Raw genomic sequence first — 17,926 nt, forward strand, 5'->3', positions numbered from 1 at the left:
AGGTGGTGAATCTTCCGCTTTCAAGCCCCACGCCGCGATAGCTGGGGTTAGTGACACATAGTTAAATATGTTGTCGGTTCTACTCTGAAGTCCATGTTAACCGCAAGTAGTCTTAGTAAGCTCACCGGAATGCACCCCACCCCCCAACCCCCTCCCCCTTCGGGTATGCGCAAAGCGCACGCCAAAGGCGAACGCCAGTTGCCTGCGGAGGGAAACCCTCCTGCAGCACTGGTCTCACCGCAAGCGAGGAGGGGGCAGAAAATAAGGGTTTTAAAGCGGGCGCGCATTCCGGTGAATAAACTCACCTACCTTTGCACATCAACGCTAGATATAAGGGAATACGGTTCAGTTAAGGATAATTGTAGGTTGGGTAGAGCGATCGCTCTACCCAACAAAGCCGTGATAATGTTGGGTTTCGTTCCTCAAACGCCAGTCGCCTGCTGTCGGGAAAGCCGTCATTCGCGCTGGCTCCCCAATCTACGCATGCCTTGCTGTTTTTAGCTCTAACTGAACCGTATTGAGATATAAGGGTGTGGCTGAATTATTCTCCCCTACAGCCTTACCTGAGATCTTGCACCATTCTCAACAAGAGCCAGAGGCTCTAATATCTCGTTACCAGGTTGAACCTGGTAACGAGGGTTTGGAGGCTGAGCCTCCTCAGGCGTTGCAAAAGCATGCAAGATCTCAGTTACCCTCCTAGTAAAATTTTCATCTCTGGGTGCCTTTATGGTTAAATAGTATCTTTACACCAAATGTTTTAAATTTGATGGTGGAATAAACATTGGAGGCTGGTATGTCAGAAGTGTCACAAGGCAAGCGAGTGGTGGTTGTTGGTGCTGGTTGGGCTGGTTTAGGTGCAACCTACCACTTGGCAAAACAAGGGTACGACGTGACACTTCTAGAAGCTGGTTCCTATCCTGGTGGACTGGTGGCTGGTTGGAAAACAGCCGCAGGACGTTCAGTAGAAGCGGGTATTCATGGCTTCTGGTATCCTTACACCAATATCTTTTCGCTGATCAATGAACTGGGAATTAATCCGTTTACAACTTGGACTCGTTCATCGCAATATTCTCCCGCGGGGTTAGAAGTTGAATCACCGATTTTTCAGAACTTACCGCAACTCCCGACGCCTCTAGGAACTTTTCTGTATACGCAGTTTAAGCGTTTGCCATTAATTGATCGCCTCAGCGCCCTGCCTTTACTTTACGCCGTTATTGATTTTGATAATTCCGATGAAGCTTGGCGACGTTATGATTTTGTCACCGCCCGTGAATTGTTCAAAGATTTTGGCGTTTCTGCACGACTTTACCGCGAATCTTTTGAACCAATGCTGTTGGTGGGCTTGTTTGCCCCTGGGGAACAGTGTTCGGCTGCGGCAGCTTTAGGAATGCTTTACTATTTTATTCTGGCGCATCAACCTGATTTTGATGTGGTTTGGTGTCGCGGAACTGTAGGAGAAAAAATCTTTCGCCCTTGGGTGGAACATATTGAAAAAGCTGGGGCAAAGGTGCTAGCAAACCGCCGAGTCACTGACTTAATTGTTGATAGCGATAATCGGGCAACAGGGGTTGTTTGTGGTGATGAAGTGTTTGATGCTGATGCAGTAATTTTTGCTGTTGGTATCACTGGCATGAAAAAGATTTTATCAAGTAGCCCTAGCTTGCAAAGCCGTCAGGAATTTCGCAATCTGAGCAATTTGGGAGCGATTGATGTTTTAGCAACTCGGCTATGGTTTGACCGGAAGATTCATATTCCCCTTCCTTCTAATGCTTGCTTTGGGTTTGATACAACCACAGGCTGGACATTTTTTGATTTGAATACATTACATGATGAATACCGTAACGAAGCTGGGACAGTTGTTGAAGCTGATTTTTATCACGCTAATCAGTTTCTTTCCTTAGAAAATGAGGAAATTGTTCCGATAGTTCAGCGTTATTTAGCAACTTGCGTACCCGAATTTCGGCAAGCTAAGGTCATTGACAGCAGTGTCATTCGTCTACCCCAAGCTGTGTCTCACTTTGCTCCTGGTAGCTATCGTTCTATGTTACCAGCAAAAACAAGTTTTAAGAATGTATTTATGAGTGGTGATTGGATTGTAAACCGTCACGGTTCATGGTCACAAGAAAAGGCTTATGTTACTGGTTTGGAAGCAGCGAATTTAGTGATTTCTTCTTTTGGAGAGGGTACGCCAGTCAATATTCTACCTGTGCAAGCAGATGAGGCACACATTCAATTGGGAAGAGTTGTTAACAAAACTGCGCGTCAAATTGGCAAATCTATCTTGCCTCAATTTTGGTTACCATAGCATTTCACGTTCAAAACGTGTTAGCTTTCTTTGTAATGTATTAACCTTTTTTCAAAGAATTTTTGTCTCTTATAAATGGTGCTCATTAACTTTGTCCAACTCTAGCAATACCTTCTGTTCTGAATTTTGAAATCCTCAGAATTTCTTCATTTTTTGCAGCTAATTTAGTAGGTGTGTTTCCATTAGGGACGGCTAAAGTTGTTGCTGACGCTTAATAAGGCGTCAGCACTTTTCCATTGTGGACGGCTAAAGTTGTTGCTGACGCTAGATTAGGCGTCAGCAATATTTCTTGTTCACTATGCAACCAAACCTGTTGATAGAAATGATGGTGGCGATCGCATGAGCAGCACTGCGATCCGTGCGATTGGCAATGCCTGTGCCCCTCTGCGGCGATCGCATGAGCGGCACTGCGATCCGTGCGATTGGCAATGCCTGTGCCCGTCTGCGGCGATCGCCCAAAGAACACTGCCCTTTAAGCGATCGTCAGTCCAAAAAAGTGCAAGCGTGTAGCCTCTACGCAGACAAAACACTAAAAAGTTGAGACGGGTTTCTTGCAACGTTGTGTTTTAACGCTTGTTGTGATTTCGCATTGCTTTATGGATCTTCTTCCATCGTTCTTTCTCAGCTAGATTCGCACTCTGGTCTTGTTTGCGAGCAAGGTAGTTGAGTTCTTTTTGCAGTTTTTGGTAGCTCAAAAACCTTGAGTAGTCGAGTCTTCCCTCTTCCAACGCCTGCTGCACTGCACAATCCGGTTCATTGCTGTGCTGACAATTTCGGAAGCGACACTGCTGTGTCAGGATTTCGATGTCTGCAAACGTTTCCTGCAAACCTTCATCACCTGCCCAAATTTGGATCTCTCGCATTCCTGGAGTATCTATAATTAAGCCGCCAGTCGGAAGTAAAATTAACTCTCGATGAGTCGTCGTGTGTCTGCCTCGGTTATCGCCCTGTCGCACTGGTTGAACGGCTTGAACGGTTGCTCCCTTGATTTGGTTGGTGATGGTGGATTTACCAACGCCAGACGACCCCAACAAAGCAACCGTTTGCTTTGGTTGGAGGTAGGGCTTTAAGCCATCCAATCCTTGATGAGTGGTGGCACTTAAGACTACGATTGGTACACCAAGGGCAACTGCTTCCACTTCAGTTAAACGCTGTTCAACGCTGTCACACAAGTCTGCCTTGTTTAAGACGATAACTGGATTAGCACCGCTCTCCCAAGCTAGAATGAGATAGCGTTCAATTCTTCTGGCATTAAAGTCTCTATCCAGTCCTGAGACTAAGAAGACTGTATCAACGTTGGTTGCAACAATTTGTTCTTCTGTTTTAGCGCCTGCTGTCTGGCGGGAAAATTTAGTTTTCCTAGGCAAAATTTTGTGGATAGTTGCTCGTTCTTCAGAATCTCTAACACGGATGACAACCCAATCTCCTACTGCAGGAAAATCTTTAGTTTCAGCAGCCTGATACCGTAGTTTGCCTGTAACTTCTGCTGATAGTTCTCCCTGTTCGCTGTAAAGGATATATGTATTTCTGTGTTCAATGGCTACCCTACCGACAGTAAATCCTTGTTTACGATAGGGTTCAAAGCTGTGAGCAAAAAAGTCGCTCCAGCCTAAGCAATCTAAATTCACTTCTGTTTCCTCAATGTGTGCTACTTGTTTTGCACAAGGCTCACAGAGGAATTCTGGGTTTCATTCCTGTAAGACGGAGGACTGAAAGAGAATCTCTGCGCCTTGTGTCCGTTGAGTTGGGATACTCAAGGTGACCCGGACAGCTAGAAACTCAGTCATAATTCTTCCTCCTTTCGTGATTGATAGAGTGTGATAGAGTGATCAACACTTTCACGTTAGCCAATTCCGGAAAAATAGGTGCTGGCTGTTGAATGGTGGGTTTGGGTATGGCGGCGATGCTTCGCAAGAGCGGCTCGTTGGGCTCACGCACTTAACGGTATCGCGGAAGTCCCCACCCCGGCTTTGGCTTACCCCAAAACCGCCCCTCCCCGATTCATGGGGAGGGGTTAGGGGTGGGGTGCTACGGACGTTGGTAATGATGATTATTTAAACGGACTTAATATTACAGCCTCAAATTGGCTGCATCTTTAACGAACGCTAACCTCAGTGTTGTAAACTTCAGACGCAACTTCTTCGAGTTCTGGTTCAACTGCCATGAGATGTTTCTCTAAAATAGCCAAATTGCGGATGTTGGACTTATAGAAAGCATCAAATAAATCACCCACTAAAGGCACTGTGCCAACGACTGATTCTAAAGCAACGTTGAAAATCATTTCGGTTAAGTCTTGACGTGGTATGCCAAAGCGAGTTGCTAAGAAGATGATATAAGCCGAAAACGCTGTACTGATTAAATCACCAGCGCCTGGAATTAAACCAATAATTGGATCTAGTCCAATGCGAAACCCTGTCCCTGGAACACGTAAAGATGTATCCATGAGACGGCTGAGTTGACGAATCCGGTTGAGAGTAGCTAGGCGTTTAATAGTGTTCATAATTTATGATATTTGCACTCGTGTTTCATATTCGTCTTGTACCGTTAGAAAGAATATAACGGTTCTCAATTGAAAAGAACACAGTTCTTGTCTTGATTCTTGTGGAATGCGCCGGACAGCCCGGTCCTATATCCGGGCGGACACCAATCCATACGTGTTAACTTAAGGTGAAAGCGCCCTTTTTGGGACAATGCTTTGAGAGATTCCCTTGTTCCCAGTCAGAAACTGGGAATATAATTGGCAGGCTCTCTGTGCCTGCCGATTGAGCGGCAGAGCCGCCCCAATCGCATTTCCAGGTTCCACCTGGAAACGAGATTTTAGAAGGGTTTTGGCTTAAGTTGACACCAATGGTACCAATCCCACCCCACAAAATTTGTATTCCACTCAAGCAAGAACCGCTATAAATATGGAAAAAATCTCGTGATAAGCGCGTTTATTCTTTCTGGCAGCAAGCATGAGGGTTTCTTTGAAATAAGCAGAGGTTCAATTTATTTGTGTCGTATATGCAACCCATCCATCCCTTGTTTAATCCAACGCAAGCACTCGTATTCTGAATGGAATAACTTTGGGGCTGCAATATTGTTTAATGAATCCGGCGGATAATGGTCGTAAAAATATTTATCAGCCTCTAGGAAGATGATAATCAGATTATCGCGGTAAGTATAGCGAGACTTGAAATGATCTCCATGACTAATAAACTCTAAATGTTGGTCAATATGTTCTTTGGCAATATCAATAATATTATCTATAGTACTGCCATAGATTCCCCCTGGATTTTCTACTTTGTGAAATTTGCTTTTATGACCGATTTGTGATAATAATTTGTACGAATAAATTTCGTAATTATCAGCCTTACCGAAAACAAATGGAATGATGAGATATCCTTTGTATGAAACCGAGTGTTCATAAAGAAGACGGCTCATCACTTGAAAAGATGCCATGAAAAGTCAGGTAAATAACTGGATTTAATGTTTAATGTTCAAATTCAGGATGTAATTTCCCACTTGGAGTTCTCCCACCCACAATTCATATTCTACCCGCAAATGCTCTGGTAAAGGATGCCCGCTGAGTGTTAAGCTCCGAGTAAAATTACGCAAGCGAATAGGTTTGGTCTGTTGTTGTGAATCAGTTGGCAACCAGTAGCAAGTTGTACCAGAAACGCCCTGTTCCCACAAGTGACGGTAACTCAATTGAGCATTACCTTGCATAGTCATGATGACTCGGTAAGGAGAAATCTCTAACCATAATACTCGCGGACTGCTGGGAACATCAGCATGACCTTGCTCTTGGGAAGATATATTCTCTGGAGTGAAAAAGTTCCCTACTTCACAATTTTTTAAAGACGGTGTCGTCAATACTAAAAGGAAGCGATCGCGGTCTTTTTGATACAATACCACGGGGGTTTCGACAACAGACCAAACTGGTAGGTCTGTGGAAACAAGTGATAGATCAACCGACTTGCAATGATGAGTGATCATGGTAGAAGCGATAAGGGCTAGAAAGCAAAAAAAATTTACTTACCTCTGAAGGAAAACTAAGTGTGATTTATACAAGAATCGGTACTAATGCCTAAAGGGATCAATACCAAAACCTTAACCTGATAGCGATGGAAAACTATATAACGTAGATGACACCTACTTAAGTTATAGGTACTAAGGCTAAGAACTTATGCAGCCATCCCTAATGAGGATTTGTATTGAAGTATCTGTTATTTTGTCTGTTTAGGGAATCGTGTATAAAAAATGACTATAAATAAATGTGCAGAGAAACTCCTTGCATGGTACGACCATAATCACAGACCACTGCCTTGGCGTCAGAAAGTAAACATTTATCACACCTGGGTGTGTGAGGTGATGAGTCAACAAACGACTCTGGCTGTGGTTGTGCCTAAATTCTCAGAATTTGTCAAGCACCTTCCCACTGTGTACGACCTTGCAGCTTGTGATGAGGAAAAACTTCGCCAACTCTGGTCAGGTTTGGGCTATTACGCTCGTGCCCGTAACTTAAAGAATGGTGCTAAGTTCATTGTTGAACAGCTTAATGGTTCTTTTCCTCAATTATACCATGAGTGGCTGAAAATTCCCGGCTGCGGTCCTTACACAGCGTCTGTCATTGCAAGTATTTGCTTCAACGAAAAAGTCGCCTGCGTCGATGGCAATGTTGTGCGGGTTGTCAGTCGTTTGCTAGCCTTATCTGATGATGTCTGGAGTTCTTCCGGACAATCAGCTATTCAAACTCATGTTGCTCAAATGATTCCGGACGTTCGTCCTGGGGATTTCAACCAGGCTATGATGGAGTTGGGGGCTACTGTCTGTCGTAAATCAAAACCTCTATGCCTTTTGTGTCCATTACAGGAACAGTGCCAAGCTTTTGCACACAATTGCATTGAAATTTGTCCTCCCAAAAAACCACGGCACGATGCGGTGGATGTCGAGTTATTTGCTTTGCTGTTTTGGAGAAAGACAGCAGATACACTTGCTGTCGCCAACAGAACAAAAGGATTTCTGTCCAACACTTTCGGCTTCCCATTAATTCCGGCAATTGAAGCATCCCAAGTCAAAAAAGTTCTTCAATCTCTGCAACATCTTCAATTTGAACTACCAAGCAAATTTTCACATCGTATTACCCATCATCGTATTTCTGGAAAGGTTCTCGTCGCGCAAGAGGTTGAAAACCTAAGCATCACAACAGAGAGTGTTGCTTGGCAGAAACTTGGTTTGCCACAAGATTTTTACTGGGTTTCAAGAAGTGTTATTGCTTCAAAACTCTCCACTGCATTGGACAGCAAGGTTTTTAAGCTTTTTCAGAACTATCAGGACAAAGCAAGCTGAGATTGTTTAATAAGCATAAGAACGCAGAACACAGTTGTCAGAACTCAGAATTTCATGAGAATAAGACAACCAGAATTCCGTATGAGTTTTGTACAACTGGGTACGAAGGCGCGTGGGTTTAACAGTTACCAGTTACCAGTTATCAGTTATCAGTTATCAGTTTCATCGTTGGGGGAAACACCACACCAATTGGACCGAAAGCGTTGGTGGTGAGCCACTGCGGTCTTGGGGTTTCCCCAAGTAGAGCAAGTGGCGTTCGTCGAAGACGTGCCGAAGGCATACCCGGAGGGCGGGTTTAAATCCCCCACCAGCCCGCAGGCGTCACTGCGTAGGTAGCTGTTCACTGTTTTAAGTCCCCGAGAGGCAACCTGTGCTTTAACCAATTCAAAACTGCTGTAAGACTGCAAGCTGTTGTATTTTAAAATACTAAATATCTTAATACAAAAATATTCCTCAAGCGTAGGGTAAGCAAGCCTTTAGGATGAGACTATAATTTTTAAAATTTAAAATTATATAAATAAAGCAATAAATTAAATTGAATGATTGAATAATATTTGCTCAAGCTTATGTAAGAGCCATGCTCGTCATTAAAGAACGATATGCTACTGCAAGATTTACTATTTTTTTTCAAGTCACAGTTGATTTCTAGAAAGCCACAAAGCCTTATGTTTTTTAAATCCCCCCTGTGGATGTCCTAACGTAGGTAAAGAACTTTAGTGTGAACATTGCCAACATCTTGAGGCTTCTCTATCTCTTTTCCTACGTCCTCAACCCTAGAAAATTCGTATTTAATAACTCGTAATTTGTGATTCTCAACTGGATGAAGAATGACTAATTACTAATGACTAATTACTAATGACTAGTTATGACTCACTTTGGTGTCATTTGCCCGCCTTTTTCTGGTCACTTAAATCCCATGGCAGCTTTGGGAAGAGAGTTGCGATCGCCCTCGGGCGGGCGCTCCGCGCCATCGCGTGGACATCGCGTTACCTTCCTGCAAATCCCTGATCTAGAACAGAATGTCCTCTCAGAAGGGCTAAACTTTTACCCGATAGGGCAATCTACCTATCGACCAGGCGAACTTGCTGAAATTTTAGCGCAGTTAGGTCAATTAAGCGGTATAGAAGCGCTACGTTATTCAGTTAAGTTTTGCCAACGTATCACCGCTATGATCTGCCAATATGCACCCGCTGCTATTGAAGCGGCAGGAATTGAAGCATTGCTGGTAGATCAAATGGAACCAGCCGGTGAAGCGGTAGCCGAACTCCTCAATATGCCATTCATCTGTGTATGCAATGCGCAAGCTATCCACCGCAGCGCAGACGTTCCTCCCTTCTTCACTCCTTGGAGTTACCAGAATACCTGGTGGGCGCGTCTTCGCAATCAGGCTACCTATTACATATTAGACCGCAGTAGTCAACCAATTCTGCAAGTCCTCAATGAGTATCGCCAAAAGTGGAAGTTGCCAGTCAACCGCAGGTTGTATGCCTCCCGTTCTCGACTTGCCCAAATCAGCCAACAGTCTGCTGCGTTTGATTTCCCCTGCGCCAATCTGCCAAAGCACTTCCATTACACTGGACCATTACGCAATACATCACCGCGCCAGGTTGCCTTTCCCTTTGAACAATTAACTGGGCAACCCTTAATCTACGCTTCCCTTGGAAGTATGCAAAACACCAAGCTGGAAATTTTTGAGTGCATCGCCGCCGCTTGCCAAGGACTAGACGTGCAATTAGTCATTCCTCTTGGGAGTAAGATTAATCCAGAAGCAGTTCAAAGACTGCCTGGTTCTCCACTGGTGGTCGAGTATGCTCCTCAGGTGGAAGTGATTGCCAAAGCTAGCTTAACTATTACCCACGGGGGTCTCAACACTGTACTTGATTCTCTCAGTCATGGAGTCCCTCTAATTGCTATCCCCATCACTTATGAACAGCCAGGAAACGCAGCACGAATCAAATGGACGGGTACTGGGGAAGTTATTCCTTTATCTAGCCTAAGCATCCCAAGGCTGCGAGCAACGATTGAGCAGGTACTCACAGAAGATTTTTACTTAAATAATGCATTGAGGGTCAAGCGATCGCTTCACTCAGCAGGCGGAGTGAAACGAGCCGCGGACATTGTTGAGCAGTCCATCAAGCAGGAGTTAGCCGTCTCAAATCTTGCAGTTGCCCGATAAGGTGTCAAGCCAAAAAAGGCGACAGCTGTCCAGGCATTAGCCTGGACAGCTTATCCGAACCATATTGGGGTCGCTGAAATGCCTTAACTAATAGGTGTGGGTTGCGATGACCCCCAGGCACCTTGACAAAGATCCGATGATGCAGATTTATGCTACTGAATAGGTCTGGGTTAGCTACCATTTCACTCTTGCCCAGAAAGAGAAAACCCTTATCCTTAAGGCTAAAGTGAAAGCGGAGCAAGACTTTAGTTTGCGCTTCTAAGTTGAAATAAATCAGCGTGTTCCGACACAGCAGTAGGTCAATCCGAGGTAGGGGAGGATCTTCAATCATATTGTGACGGCGGAAGAAGATGGAGCTGCGTAAGTCACGACGAAAAACGTAGCGGTCATCAGCTCGTTCAAAATACTTGTTTAGTAAAGAGCCAGGAACATTACTGACCTGATCACTAAGGTAACTGCCTTGGCGAGCTTGATTCAACGCCTCTTGGTCTATATCTGTGCCGTAGATTTGTACCCGTTGGCGAAACTGTTCTAAGCCAAGGAGTTCAGCCAGCATCATCGCCAAAGTATAGGTTTCTTGTCCAGAGGAACATCCAGCACTCCACGTTCGGATCGGTTCCTCTGATCGCTTGCTGGCAATTATTTGCGGAATAATCTGATTGCTGAGATAATGCCAATCACCTATATCCCTGAAAAAGTAGGTGAAATTATTTTCAATGATGTTAAAAAGGTTAATAAATTCTTCGCAATCAACTTCTAAATAGTCGTTATACTTGCTAAAGTCGGTGATGGAAAGCTGTTGCATACGGTTACTAATTCGACGCATTAAGCTCTCACGCTTATAGTTAGTGAAATCAAAATGGTGTTTTTGCCTTAGGTAATTTAGTAATGTCTCAAAATTTAAGTCCTGTGAACACATCTGACTCCCTCCTTGAGTTATGCGTTACTGTTTACTGACTGGCTAATTCTTGGCTTGATCGCGACTAGATTCATATAACGAGAAGCTCAGCCTACTGGACACGAACAACGCTTATAGATTTTACAAATGTAACAAATTTACTTTTCCTGTTTTCATCGTTGCTTGAGCAACTCGAAAAACTTACAGGTGATCTTTCTCAGGGTAGTTGACCTTGCTGCCTATTTTATGAATCAGCTTGAGTGCGTATTCCTGGGCGATCGCACCACTATTATCAGTTTTAATAAAGACTATATAATTTACGTTTTCGGTTTGAATTAGCCCCTATTCATCTATCAAATTTATCGGTTTAACTGAACAAAAACAAGGGCAAATAAGCAAAATAATTTAATAGTTAATATTTAAAATTGCTTAAACTTTTTCTAAGAAAACATGTTATTTAGGTAATAATATTTAGAAATAACAGTATATTGTGTTGTGTGTAACAGATTTTTTTGGAACTTATGAATGAGTGGCAAAGTTTTTCCATTACCGGGATGCTCCTCTGGAGCCGCCCAAAGGGCACCGCACGACAATTCTTTTTGGCATCAAAGATAAATATGTTGAAGACGATTATGTATCCGCACTCAAACTGGTGTATAACCGCAACATAAAGATGAAGACCTGCATTGCGAACGTAGGAACCCGAGTTCCCTATTCCCCAATCTAAAATCTAAAATTCCACCGTTATGTCCAAAGAATTTGCTATTGGTAGTAAAGTCCGCGTCGTAGCGCTACCACCCTACGTGAAAACTGCTGAACCCATGCCTATGCTGCGCCCCCCTGATGTGATTTACCTTGGAGAAGAAGGTATAGTTCTTGACCGCCGTCCCGGTGGGTATTGGGGTATTCGCTTTTCAAAGGGAGCCTTTCTCCTTGACAGCCAATATATCGAAAGCGTAGAAACGGCTTCCTGAATCTCAAGAATCTGAGAATGGCAACGAGAAATTGTAAACTTATTTTAAGTAGTGTTTCTGTCTATACATAATGATTTCCCGTCGCACTTTTTTGAGCATGTTATTTGCCTGCTGTTTGGCTGTCATCAGTTGGCTAAACTTTGCCCCAACAGCTAATGCGCTTGGTGGCAAACTTCCTGCAATCAATCAACCCGCGCCAGATTTTACTTTGCCAACAAATACTGGTGACGGTAAACTTTCCCTCTCCAACTTACGCGGTAAGTGGGTCGTCCTCTACTTTTATCCCAAAGACTTTACCTCTGGTTGTACCATCGAAGCCCGTCGCTTTCAGCAGGACTTGCCCAAATACTTAGAAAAAAAAGCTCAAATTGTTGGCGTCAGCGTTGACGATGTGGATTCCCACGCGGAATTTTGCGATTCCGAGGGGCTAAAATTCCCCTTGTTAGCTGATACCACTGGGGCAGTGAGCAAGGCTTACGGTTCTTGGATGAGCTTTATATCTATGCGCCATACTTTTATCATTGACCCACAAGGTATGTTGCGTGAGACTTTTGTCAAAGTCAATCCAGCGATTCATAGTAAAGAAGTTCTAGCGCGACTCGACGAGTTGCAAAAAGCAGCGACTTGATAGCGTTTATCTGTCAGCTATTATCTGTCAGCTATCAACCACTCAGATTTGTGAAACTCCATCCGCTTGTGGGTGGAGTTCCAAGCTCAATTCAACATTAGTTAAACAAGAGTACACAAGTCCCTAGAACCCCACCCTAACCCTCCCCGTAAACGAGGAGGGAACTGGATTTTTATTGCTTCCCCCCGCTTGCGGGGGGACTGAGGGGGGTGCTTCTTTTTAATTTTGCAAGAGGTCTATTGTGGTTTCTGATTCTGGTAGCGCTCTGTAAAATAAAGTAAAAAGGCAAATTTTTTTCTATTTGCCTTAATGCCTGCTAGCTGCACAGAAACACCGTGTGATTTGACTTGAATAGATTTTAGGTTACAGTTCCATGCCCCAAACTTCCGCCCGAACTGCTTCACGAAAGGTAGAATTTGCTCAACCACCAGATCCTCGTAAGCCTCTGGAATTGCTGCGAGATACAGAAGCTTTGCTGCGCCGTCCCGCAGTAGCAGCCATTGTGCCGATTTTGTCCCCAAAGGTGGCTAGGCGCGTGAAAGCAGCTTCGTCTGTCGCAGAGGACTCTTTGAAGGATTTAGCAGAGATTGATCTACAGAAGATTAGCGACTGGGAACTGCAACCTGCACGCATTCGGGTTGGGTTGAGCTTTGTAGGGTTTGGGGCTTTGATGATAGTTGTGCTGTTGCTGTACGTGAATACGTTGCATCCAGAACTCAGTACAGTTCAGCAGATTGGGAAATATTGGTATCAATATGTTTGGTTTGTTTGTTTGGGTGTAGCAGGGATGTTTCTACTTGGTAGAGAAGCAATGCGTTCTGCTCAAAAGTAGCAATCAAACCAACGGTAATGCTTATCAACTCCAGCCTAATGCATTCTTCACTTGACCAGCAAGTTCCAAAGGATTAAACGGTTTGGCGATCGCCGCTTTTATTCCCATTTGAGCATAGCGGCGTCGGTCAGAAGCTTGTATCTTTGCTGTTAATAAAATCACTGGAATAGTTTGAGTTGCAGGATTAGCTTGTAGCTTTTGAAACGTTGTCAAACCATCCATATCCGGCATCATCACATCCAACAGAATCGCATCCGGCTGAAACTTTTCGGCTTTTGTCATGCCTTCTTTGCCAGAACCTGCTGTGAGTACTTCCCAATTTGCCACTGTCTCCAGGCAAATCTTGGTCACTTCTTGAATGTACTCCTCGTTATCAACTACCAAAATTCGCTTTGTTGTCATTGCTACCATCCTGTTGGGAATTGTGAGTCATCCGCTGAAGTAAATCCATCACCCGGTGTTCAAATTCTTGAGCCGTGACTTGCCCTTTCTTGAGAAATTCTGTATACCCTAAGTTGAGCCGCTGTCTTTCAGATTCATCCAATTCCTTTGCTGAGTAAACCATCAAAGGAATTTTACAAAGTCGATTATGCTGCTGCAACCATTCCACAACAGTAAACCCATCACATTCAGGTAAAACTAAGTCGAGGATGAGTAAATCAGGATTCACGTCTTGACTGAGGCGAATTGCCTCTTTTCCAGTTTTCGCAAGGAAGGTTTCAATGCCATGCTGCTCAAACAGCATCATAAGAACTTCTGCCAAATTGGTGTCGTCCTCAACAAGCAGAACGCGTCGTTTTGAGGTATTTGTCAGCGCTTGGCCCAGAGACTGAAACAGCAAGCTTTCCTCCAGTGGCTTGCTCACCCAATCAACAAAGTCCGTATTTTTTTGGCTGGCATAAGTGGGTGAGCAAATACTACAAATGATAATCGGAATGTGTTGAGTATCTGCCCGTTCCTTCAAAACTGCCATAGTTTCCCAACCATTCATACCGGGCATGAGGAGATCGAGGAAAATCACATCTGGTTGTTGATCAGCAGCAACGGCGATCGCTGCTTCTCCAGAAGCCACCGCGATCACACGATAGCCTCGTTTTTCTAATAAATTTTGAAGTTTGCTACGAATTTCATCATCGTCGTCACAAACTAGCACCGAAGGAAGATGCGGAGGTGCATAGATGGGGGAATGGGGAGATGAAAACTGTACCTGTCGGGGAGTAGGGAAGTAGGGAAGAGTAAAGTAAAAAGTACTGCCTTCTCCAAGCACACTTTCAACCCAAATGCATCCATTATGCTGTTGCACAATGCTCTTGCAAATTGCCAAGCCTAAACCAGTACCCTCATGATTACGGGAATCTGAGGAATCAACCTGTTGAAAGCGTTCAAAAATACTATCGAGCTTATCAGCTGGAATACCACGCCCGCGATCGCGAATTGTGAATAATATGGCAGAGAATGGGGAACATGAGGGACATACTTGCTCATGCTCCCGACTCGTTGCTTCGGCACTTAACCAAACTGTAGAACCAACAGGCGAAAATTTGATCGCATTACTCAGAAGATTAGTTAAGGTTTGGACAATACGATCCATATCTGCCCATAGCTCTTGGGATATGCTAGAAACTGATAGGGTAATTCCGGCTTTGTCGGCGAGAGGCTGCACTACATTCACTGCTTCTTCTATCACTTCAGCGACGTTGCAGCTTTGTTTTTCCATCTTCACTTTGCCGGACTCAATGCGCTCAATGTCAAGGATGTCGTTGATCAACCTGACTAAGCGTTCAGTACTGTCCACAGCTATCTGTAACAGACGTTTCCCCTGATCTGAGTCTGGCTTAAGTAAACCACTTGCCAGCATTCCCAGAGAACCATGAATCGAAGTTAAGGGCGTGCGTAGTTCGTGGCTAACGACAGAAACGAACTCGTCTTTCATCCGTTCCACTTGCCTGCGATCGCTAATGTCGTGTAAGTAAACTGTGTATACAATTTCTTCCCCTAACTTTAACTTAGAGATAGAAGCCTCTGCGGGAAATTCTGTACCGTCTTTGCGACGACCATAAATTTCGCGACGTTCTCCCATCCTGCGAGCAACGTTTGCGGATTGACCAAAATCAGCGACGTGCTGGCGATGTGCCTGGGTGGATCGCAATGGCAATAGTATGTCTAAAGGTTGTCCAAGAACTTCAGCAGCGAAGTAGCCAAAAATTTTCTCGGCTCCCTGATTAAACATGGTAATGCATTGGTTGCCATCAATGGAAATAATGGCGTCATCTGCAATTGATACAATACCAGAAAACCGAGCTTGAGAGTTTCGCAGTTCTTCCTGTGTCCGCTGGTACTCATCCAGTTCTGATTTCGCCTGGTGGGTTATACGCTGTCGCAGTTTAATCCTCTCAAGACGATTAATAATCCGCGTCACCAATTCCGGACCAATGATTGGCTTGCTGACAAAGTCATCTGCACCCGCTGCAAACACCTGATTCACTATGTTAGCATCGCTGTGAACTGTTAAAAATAGAATTGGCAACTCACTCCAGCGTGGATCATTACGTACCACTTGGCAAATTTCTATACCATTTATCTCATTAATTTCTACATCTAAGATTAGAAAATCTGGCTTTAAAGCTTCTAAAGTTTCCCAGAAGTGTTGCGGGTCTTGGAGGTTTGTCACTTTGATTCCCCAAGGACTTAGTAAGGTTTGCAACACTGCACCGATTTTAGGATCATCGTCAACAGCCAAAACGTGAGCCTCTGCATGCGGAGCATCTTGTAATACTTGTGTCACTGCCTCTAGTACCTGTGAAATAGGCATGGGTTTTTGTAAAAAGAAGTGCCTACCACTGCGAGCAACTTGCAATCGATTCGTAAAATCGCTTTGTTCAGTAAAAACAAGCACTGGTACGGGAGGTTTGCGTTGGTTTAATTCTGCCAATAAGCTCAAGCTGTCGTCATGATTGGGGAAAGCGCTGGGGTCAATCAGTACAACACTGGGATGTTCATGATAAAGTTGATGCCTTGCCTGTTCAATATCAGTAGCAATGGCAACTTTTAACCCCCTGTTTGCAGATTCTTTTTCGATTTGTTCAGCAAAGGTGCATAAATTCGGGGCATCTTGGTGATAGGCATTGCGGTCAACCACCAACAGTAAGGGATGCTCATCACCAGTTGGTGAAGGTAAAGTTTCGTTGTGGTTTTGCTCAATTTCTTGACGCAATTGCTTTACCAAACTAGAAAATTCTTTCGTTTCATCTAGAGTTAATGCTTTACTAGATTTGAGCAAATGCTCAATTTTTCTTGCTACTTTTGACCCAACAGAAAAGCCAAAAGTACCCAATGACCCAGCTAGTGTATGAGCTTCTTTTTGCGCTTGCTTGCGGAGTTTTTGAGTCAAACTTTTTCGGACTGAAGCACTTGCAGCATCCTCCAGCAAAGTCACCTGTTCATCAACCCGCCCTTTGAATTTGTTCCAAACTCCAGCGACTCCTGAAAGTATTTGCCGTTGAGTTTCATCAACAGAGGAAGAAGTGAGGGGATGAGGAGGCGAAGCTTCTCCCTTATCTCCCTTATCTTCTCTATCTCTTGGCTGTTTCGCTGGCGCTTGTTGGTTGAGCCGATAGCCAATACCATAGACTGTTTCAATGAGATCAGCGGACGCTCCTTGTGATTTTAGTTTCTGTCGTAACCCTTTAATATGAGTGCGAACGGCTTCTTCACCAGGAGTGTCCTCATAAGACCAGAGATGTTCTAAAATCATGCCACAGCTAAATACGCGGCGACTGTTTCTCAAAAAAAGTTCTAGCAGCCCATATTCCTTTGGCGTCAATGACAGAAGCTTTCCTGCATAAGTTGCTTCACAGCTTTTAGGATCAAGCTGCAAATCACCCCAAGTGAGCACTGGTTGTGATGCTACACTACCGCGACGCAATAGCGCTCGTATACGAGCAACTAATTCCTCTTCATCAAAAGGTTTAACCAGATAATCATCTGCGCCTGCATCTAATCCAGTGGCTTTCTCGTGACTACTATCGCACCCAGTCAATAGCATGATTGGCATCCCCAAACCTTTAGACCGGATTTGACGGCAAAGGCTGATACCATCTATCTTTGGTAGGATGACATCAAGAAGTATTAAATCGTAGTCAAAGGTGTCAATTAAATCCCATGCTGCCTGACCATCGCAGGCAACTTCGACGGCATAGTTTTGGTTGGTGAGGACAGCAGCGAGAGCATGGGCAACAAGCTGATCATCTTCTACAACTAATATCTTCATTGTAAAAATTTAATTTATAAAGATGGAACCTAATAGTTATCAACCTTAGGAATGTTAATACAAGTATAAACAACTATAAAAAAACCGTATCAATGTTCATTTTAGAAGAGCTATCGTAGATGTTAACCTTTCTTCACAAATATCACAGATAAATTTACAAAACTTAAAATAAAAAACCCTCGAATCAAATCGAGGGTGTCATGCAAGGAACAATTAGAAACTTATTTTTTAGAGAGAGAAACTGGCAAATTAGCAAAAATGCGTCGTTTTTACAACTTTATACCAAGCGATTTATAGGCACTTCACTCGTGAAGTGCTTGGTATCAGGTAAGTTTTGTTTACACTCCTATCCACCCAGTTCTAGCTCCGCGCTCATTCAAACAAAGGACATTGCTCTTTTCTCTTTTCTCAAGCTTGGTAGGAAATTCTCTGACATAAACCTCTGGTAACGAAGTACACTTTTCCTGACTAAATACTGGCATTGCTTGCCAGCAGCTACGGCAAAACCAGTA

General features: G+C 43.9%; 15 protein-coding genes. 6 read left to right on the plus strand and 9 right to left on the minus strand.

Features of this window, described 5'->3' with window-relative positions; translation table 11 throughout:
• Positions 1-793 precede the first annotated feature (793 nt).
• Positions 794-2,305, plus strand: coding sequence for a hydroxysqualene dehydroxylase (locus AACT52_RS30110; protein WP_073634480.1), 1,512 nt, complete (start codon positions 794-796; stop codon positions 2,303-2,305).
• A gap of 296 nt (positions 2,306-2,601) precedes the next feature.
• On the opposite strand, the gene AACT52_RS30115 is transcribed toward AACT52_RS30110, so the two are convergent.
• The 5 genes from AACT52_RS30115 to AACT52_RS30135 form a co-directional block, all read right to left on the minus strand.
• A complete protein-coding gene (locus AACT52_RS30115) occupies positions 2,602-2,862 on the minus strand; it encodes a hypothetical protein (protein WP_143172918.1) in 261 nt (86 codons plus the stop codon).
• A 9-nt stretch (positions 2,863-2,871) separates the two neighbouring features.
• Positions 2,872-3,933: a ribosome small subunit-dependent GTPase A gene (gene rsgA / locus AACT52_RS30120; protein ID WP_073634481.1), complete on the minus strand. Its 1,062-nt coding sequence runs from the start codon at positions 3,931-3,933 to the stop codon at positions 2,872-2,874.
• 467 nt (positions 3,934-4,400) lie between these two features.
• Positions 4,401-4,805 carry a DUF4112 domain-containing protein gene (locus AACT52_RS30125; protein WP_073634482.1) on the minus strand — a complete coding sequence of 135 codons (405 nt, stop codon included), beginning with the start codon at positions 4,803-4,805 and terminating at the stop codon, positions 4,401-4,403.
• A gap of 488 nt (positions 4,806-5,293) precedes the next feature.
• Positions 5,294-5,728 carry a hypothetical protein gene (locus AACT52_RS30130; RefSeq protein WP_073634519.1) on the minus strand — a complete coding sequence of 145 codons (435 nt, stop codon included), beginning with the start codon at positions 5,726-5,728 and terminating at the stop codon, positions 5,294-5,296.
• 42 nt (positions 5,729-5,770) lie between these two features.
• Positions 5,771-6,283 carry a hypothetical protein gene (locus AACT52_RS30135; RefSeq protein WP_073634484.1) on the minus strand — a complete coding sequence of 171 codons (513 nt, stop codon included), beginning with the start codon at positions 6,281-6,283 and terminating at the stop codon, positions 5,771-5,773.
• Positions 6,284-6,547: 264 nt separating this feature from the next.
• Here AACT52_RS30135 and AACT52_RS30140 point away from each other — a divergent pair, with 264 nt between their 5' ends.
• On the plus strand, positions 6,548-7,636 hold the full coding sequence (locus tag AACT52_RS30140) for an A/G-specific adenine glycosylase (RefSeq protein WP_233154116.1): 1,089 nt from the start codon (positions 6,548-6,550) through the stop codon (positions 7,634-7,636).
• Positions 7,637-7,785: 149 nt separating this feature from the next.
• Here the strand turns inward: AACT52_RS30140 and AACT52_RS30145 are convergent, their stop codons facing one another.
• The gene (locus tag AACT52_RS30145) at positions 7,786-8,043 is read right to left on the minus strand and encodes a hypothetical protein (RefSeq protein ID WP_445263934.1); all 258 of its coding nucleotides are present in this window, start codon (positions 8,041-8,043) and stop codon (positions 7,786-7,788) included.
• A 458-nt stretch (positions 8,044-8,501) separates the two neighbouring features.
• On the opposite strand from AACT52_RS30145, the gene AACT52_RS30150 reads away from it, so the two are divergent.
• Complete coding sequence (locus AACT52_RS30150; protein ID WP_073634485.1) at positions 8,502-9,812, plus strand: glycosyltransferase; 1,311 nt, start codon at positions 8,502-8,504, stop codon at positions 9,810-9,812.
• A 4-nt stretch (positions 9,813-9,816) separates the two neighbouring features.
• Here the strand turns inward: AACT52_RS30150 and AACT52_RS30155 are convergent, their stop codons facing one another.
• Complete coding sequence (locus AACT52_RS30155; protein WP_073634486.1) at positions 9,817-10,731, minus strand: CheR family methyltransferase; 915 nt, start codon at positions 10,729-10,731, stop codon at positions 9,817-9,819.
• Between the two features lie 725 nt (positions 10,732-11,456).
• Between AACT52_RS30155 and sipA the strand changes: the two genes are divergently transcribed.
• The 3 genes from sipA (at position 11,457) to AACT52_RS30170 (ending at position 13,144) form a co-directional block, all read left to right on the plus strand.
• Positions 11,457-11,684: a regulatory protein SipA gene (gene sipA / locus AACT52_RS30160; protein ID WP_073634487.1), complete on the plus strand. Its 228-nt coding sequence runs from the start codon at positions 11,457-11,459 to the stop codon at positions 11,682-11,684.
• Positions 11,685-11,754: 70 nt separating this feature from the next.
• The gene (locus AACT52_RS30165; RefSeq protein ID WP_073634488.1) at positions 11,755-12,312 is read left to right on the plus strand and encodes a peroxiredoxin; all 558 of its coding nucleotides are present in this window, start codon (positions 11,755-11,757) and stop codon (positions 12,310-12,312) included.
• A gap of 373 nt (positions 12,313-12,685) precedes the next feature.
• The gene (locus tag AACT52_RS30170; RefSeq protein ID WP_073634489.1) at positions 12,686-13,144 is read left to right on the plus strand and encodes a hypothetical protein; all 459 of its coding nucleotides are present in this window, start codon (positions 12,686-12,688) and stop codon (positions 13,142-13,144) included.
• Between the two features lie 24 nt (positions 13,145-13,168).
• On the opposite strand, the gene AACT52_RS30175 is transcribed toward AACT52_RS30170, so the two are convergent.
• Positions 13,169-13,546: a response regulator gene (locus AACT52_RS30175; protein WP_073634490.1), complete on the minus strand. Its 378-nt coding sequence runs from the start codon at positions 13,544-13,546 to the stop codon at positions 13,169-13,171.
• On the minus strand, positions 13,518-17,414 hold the full coding sequence (locus tag AACT52_RS30180) for a response regulator (protein ID WP_073634491.1): 3,897 nt from the start codon (positions 17,412-17,414) through the stop codon (positions 13,518-13,520). Before AACT52_RS30180 ends, AACT52_RS30175 begins: the two co-directional genes overlap by 29 nt.
• Positions 17,415-17,926 lie beyond the last annotated feature (512 nt).

It is taken from the genome of Scytonema sp. HK-05 (assembly GCF_963872035.1).
Classification (GTDB): Bacteria; Cyanobacteriota; Cyanobacteriia; order Cyanobacteriales; family Nostocaceae; genus Kalymmatonema.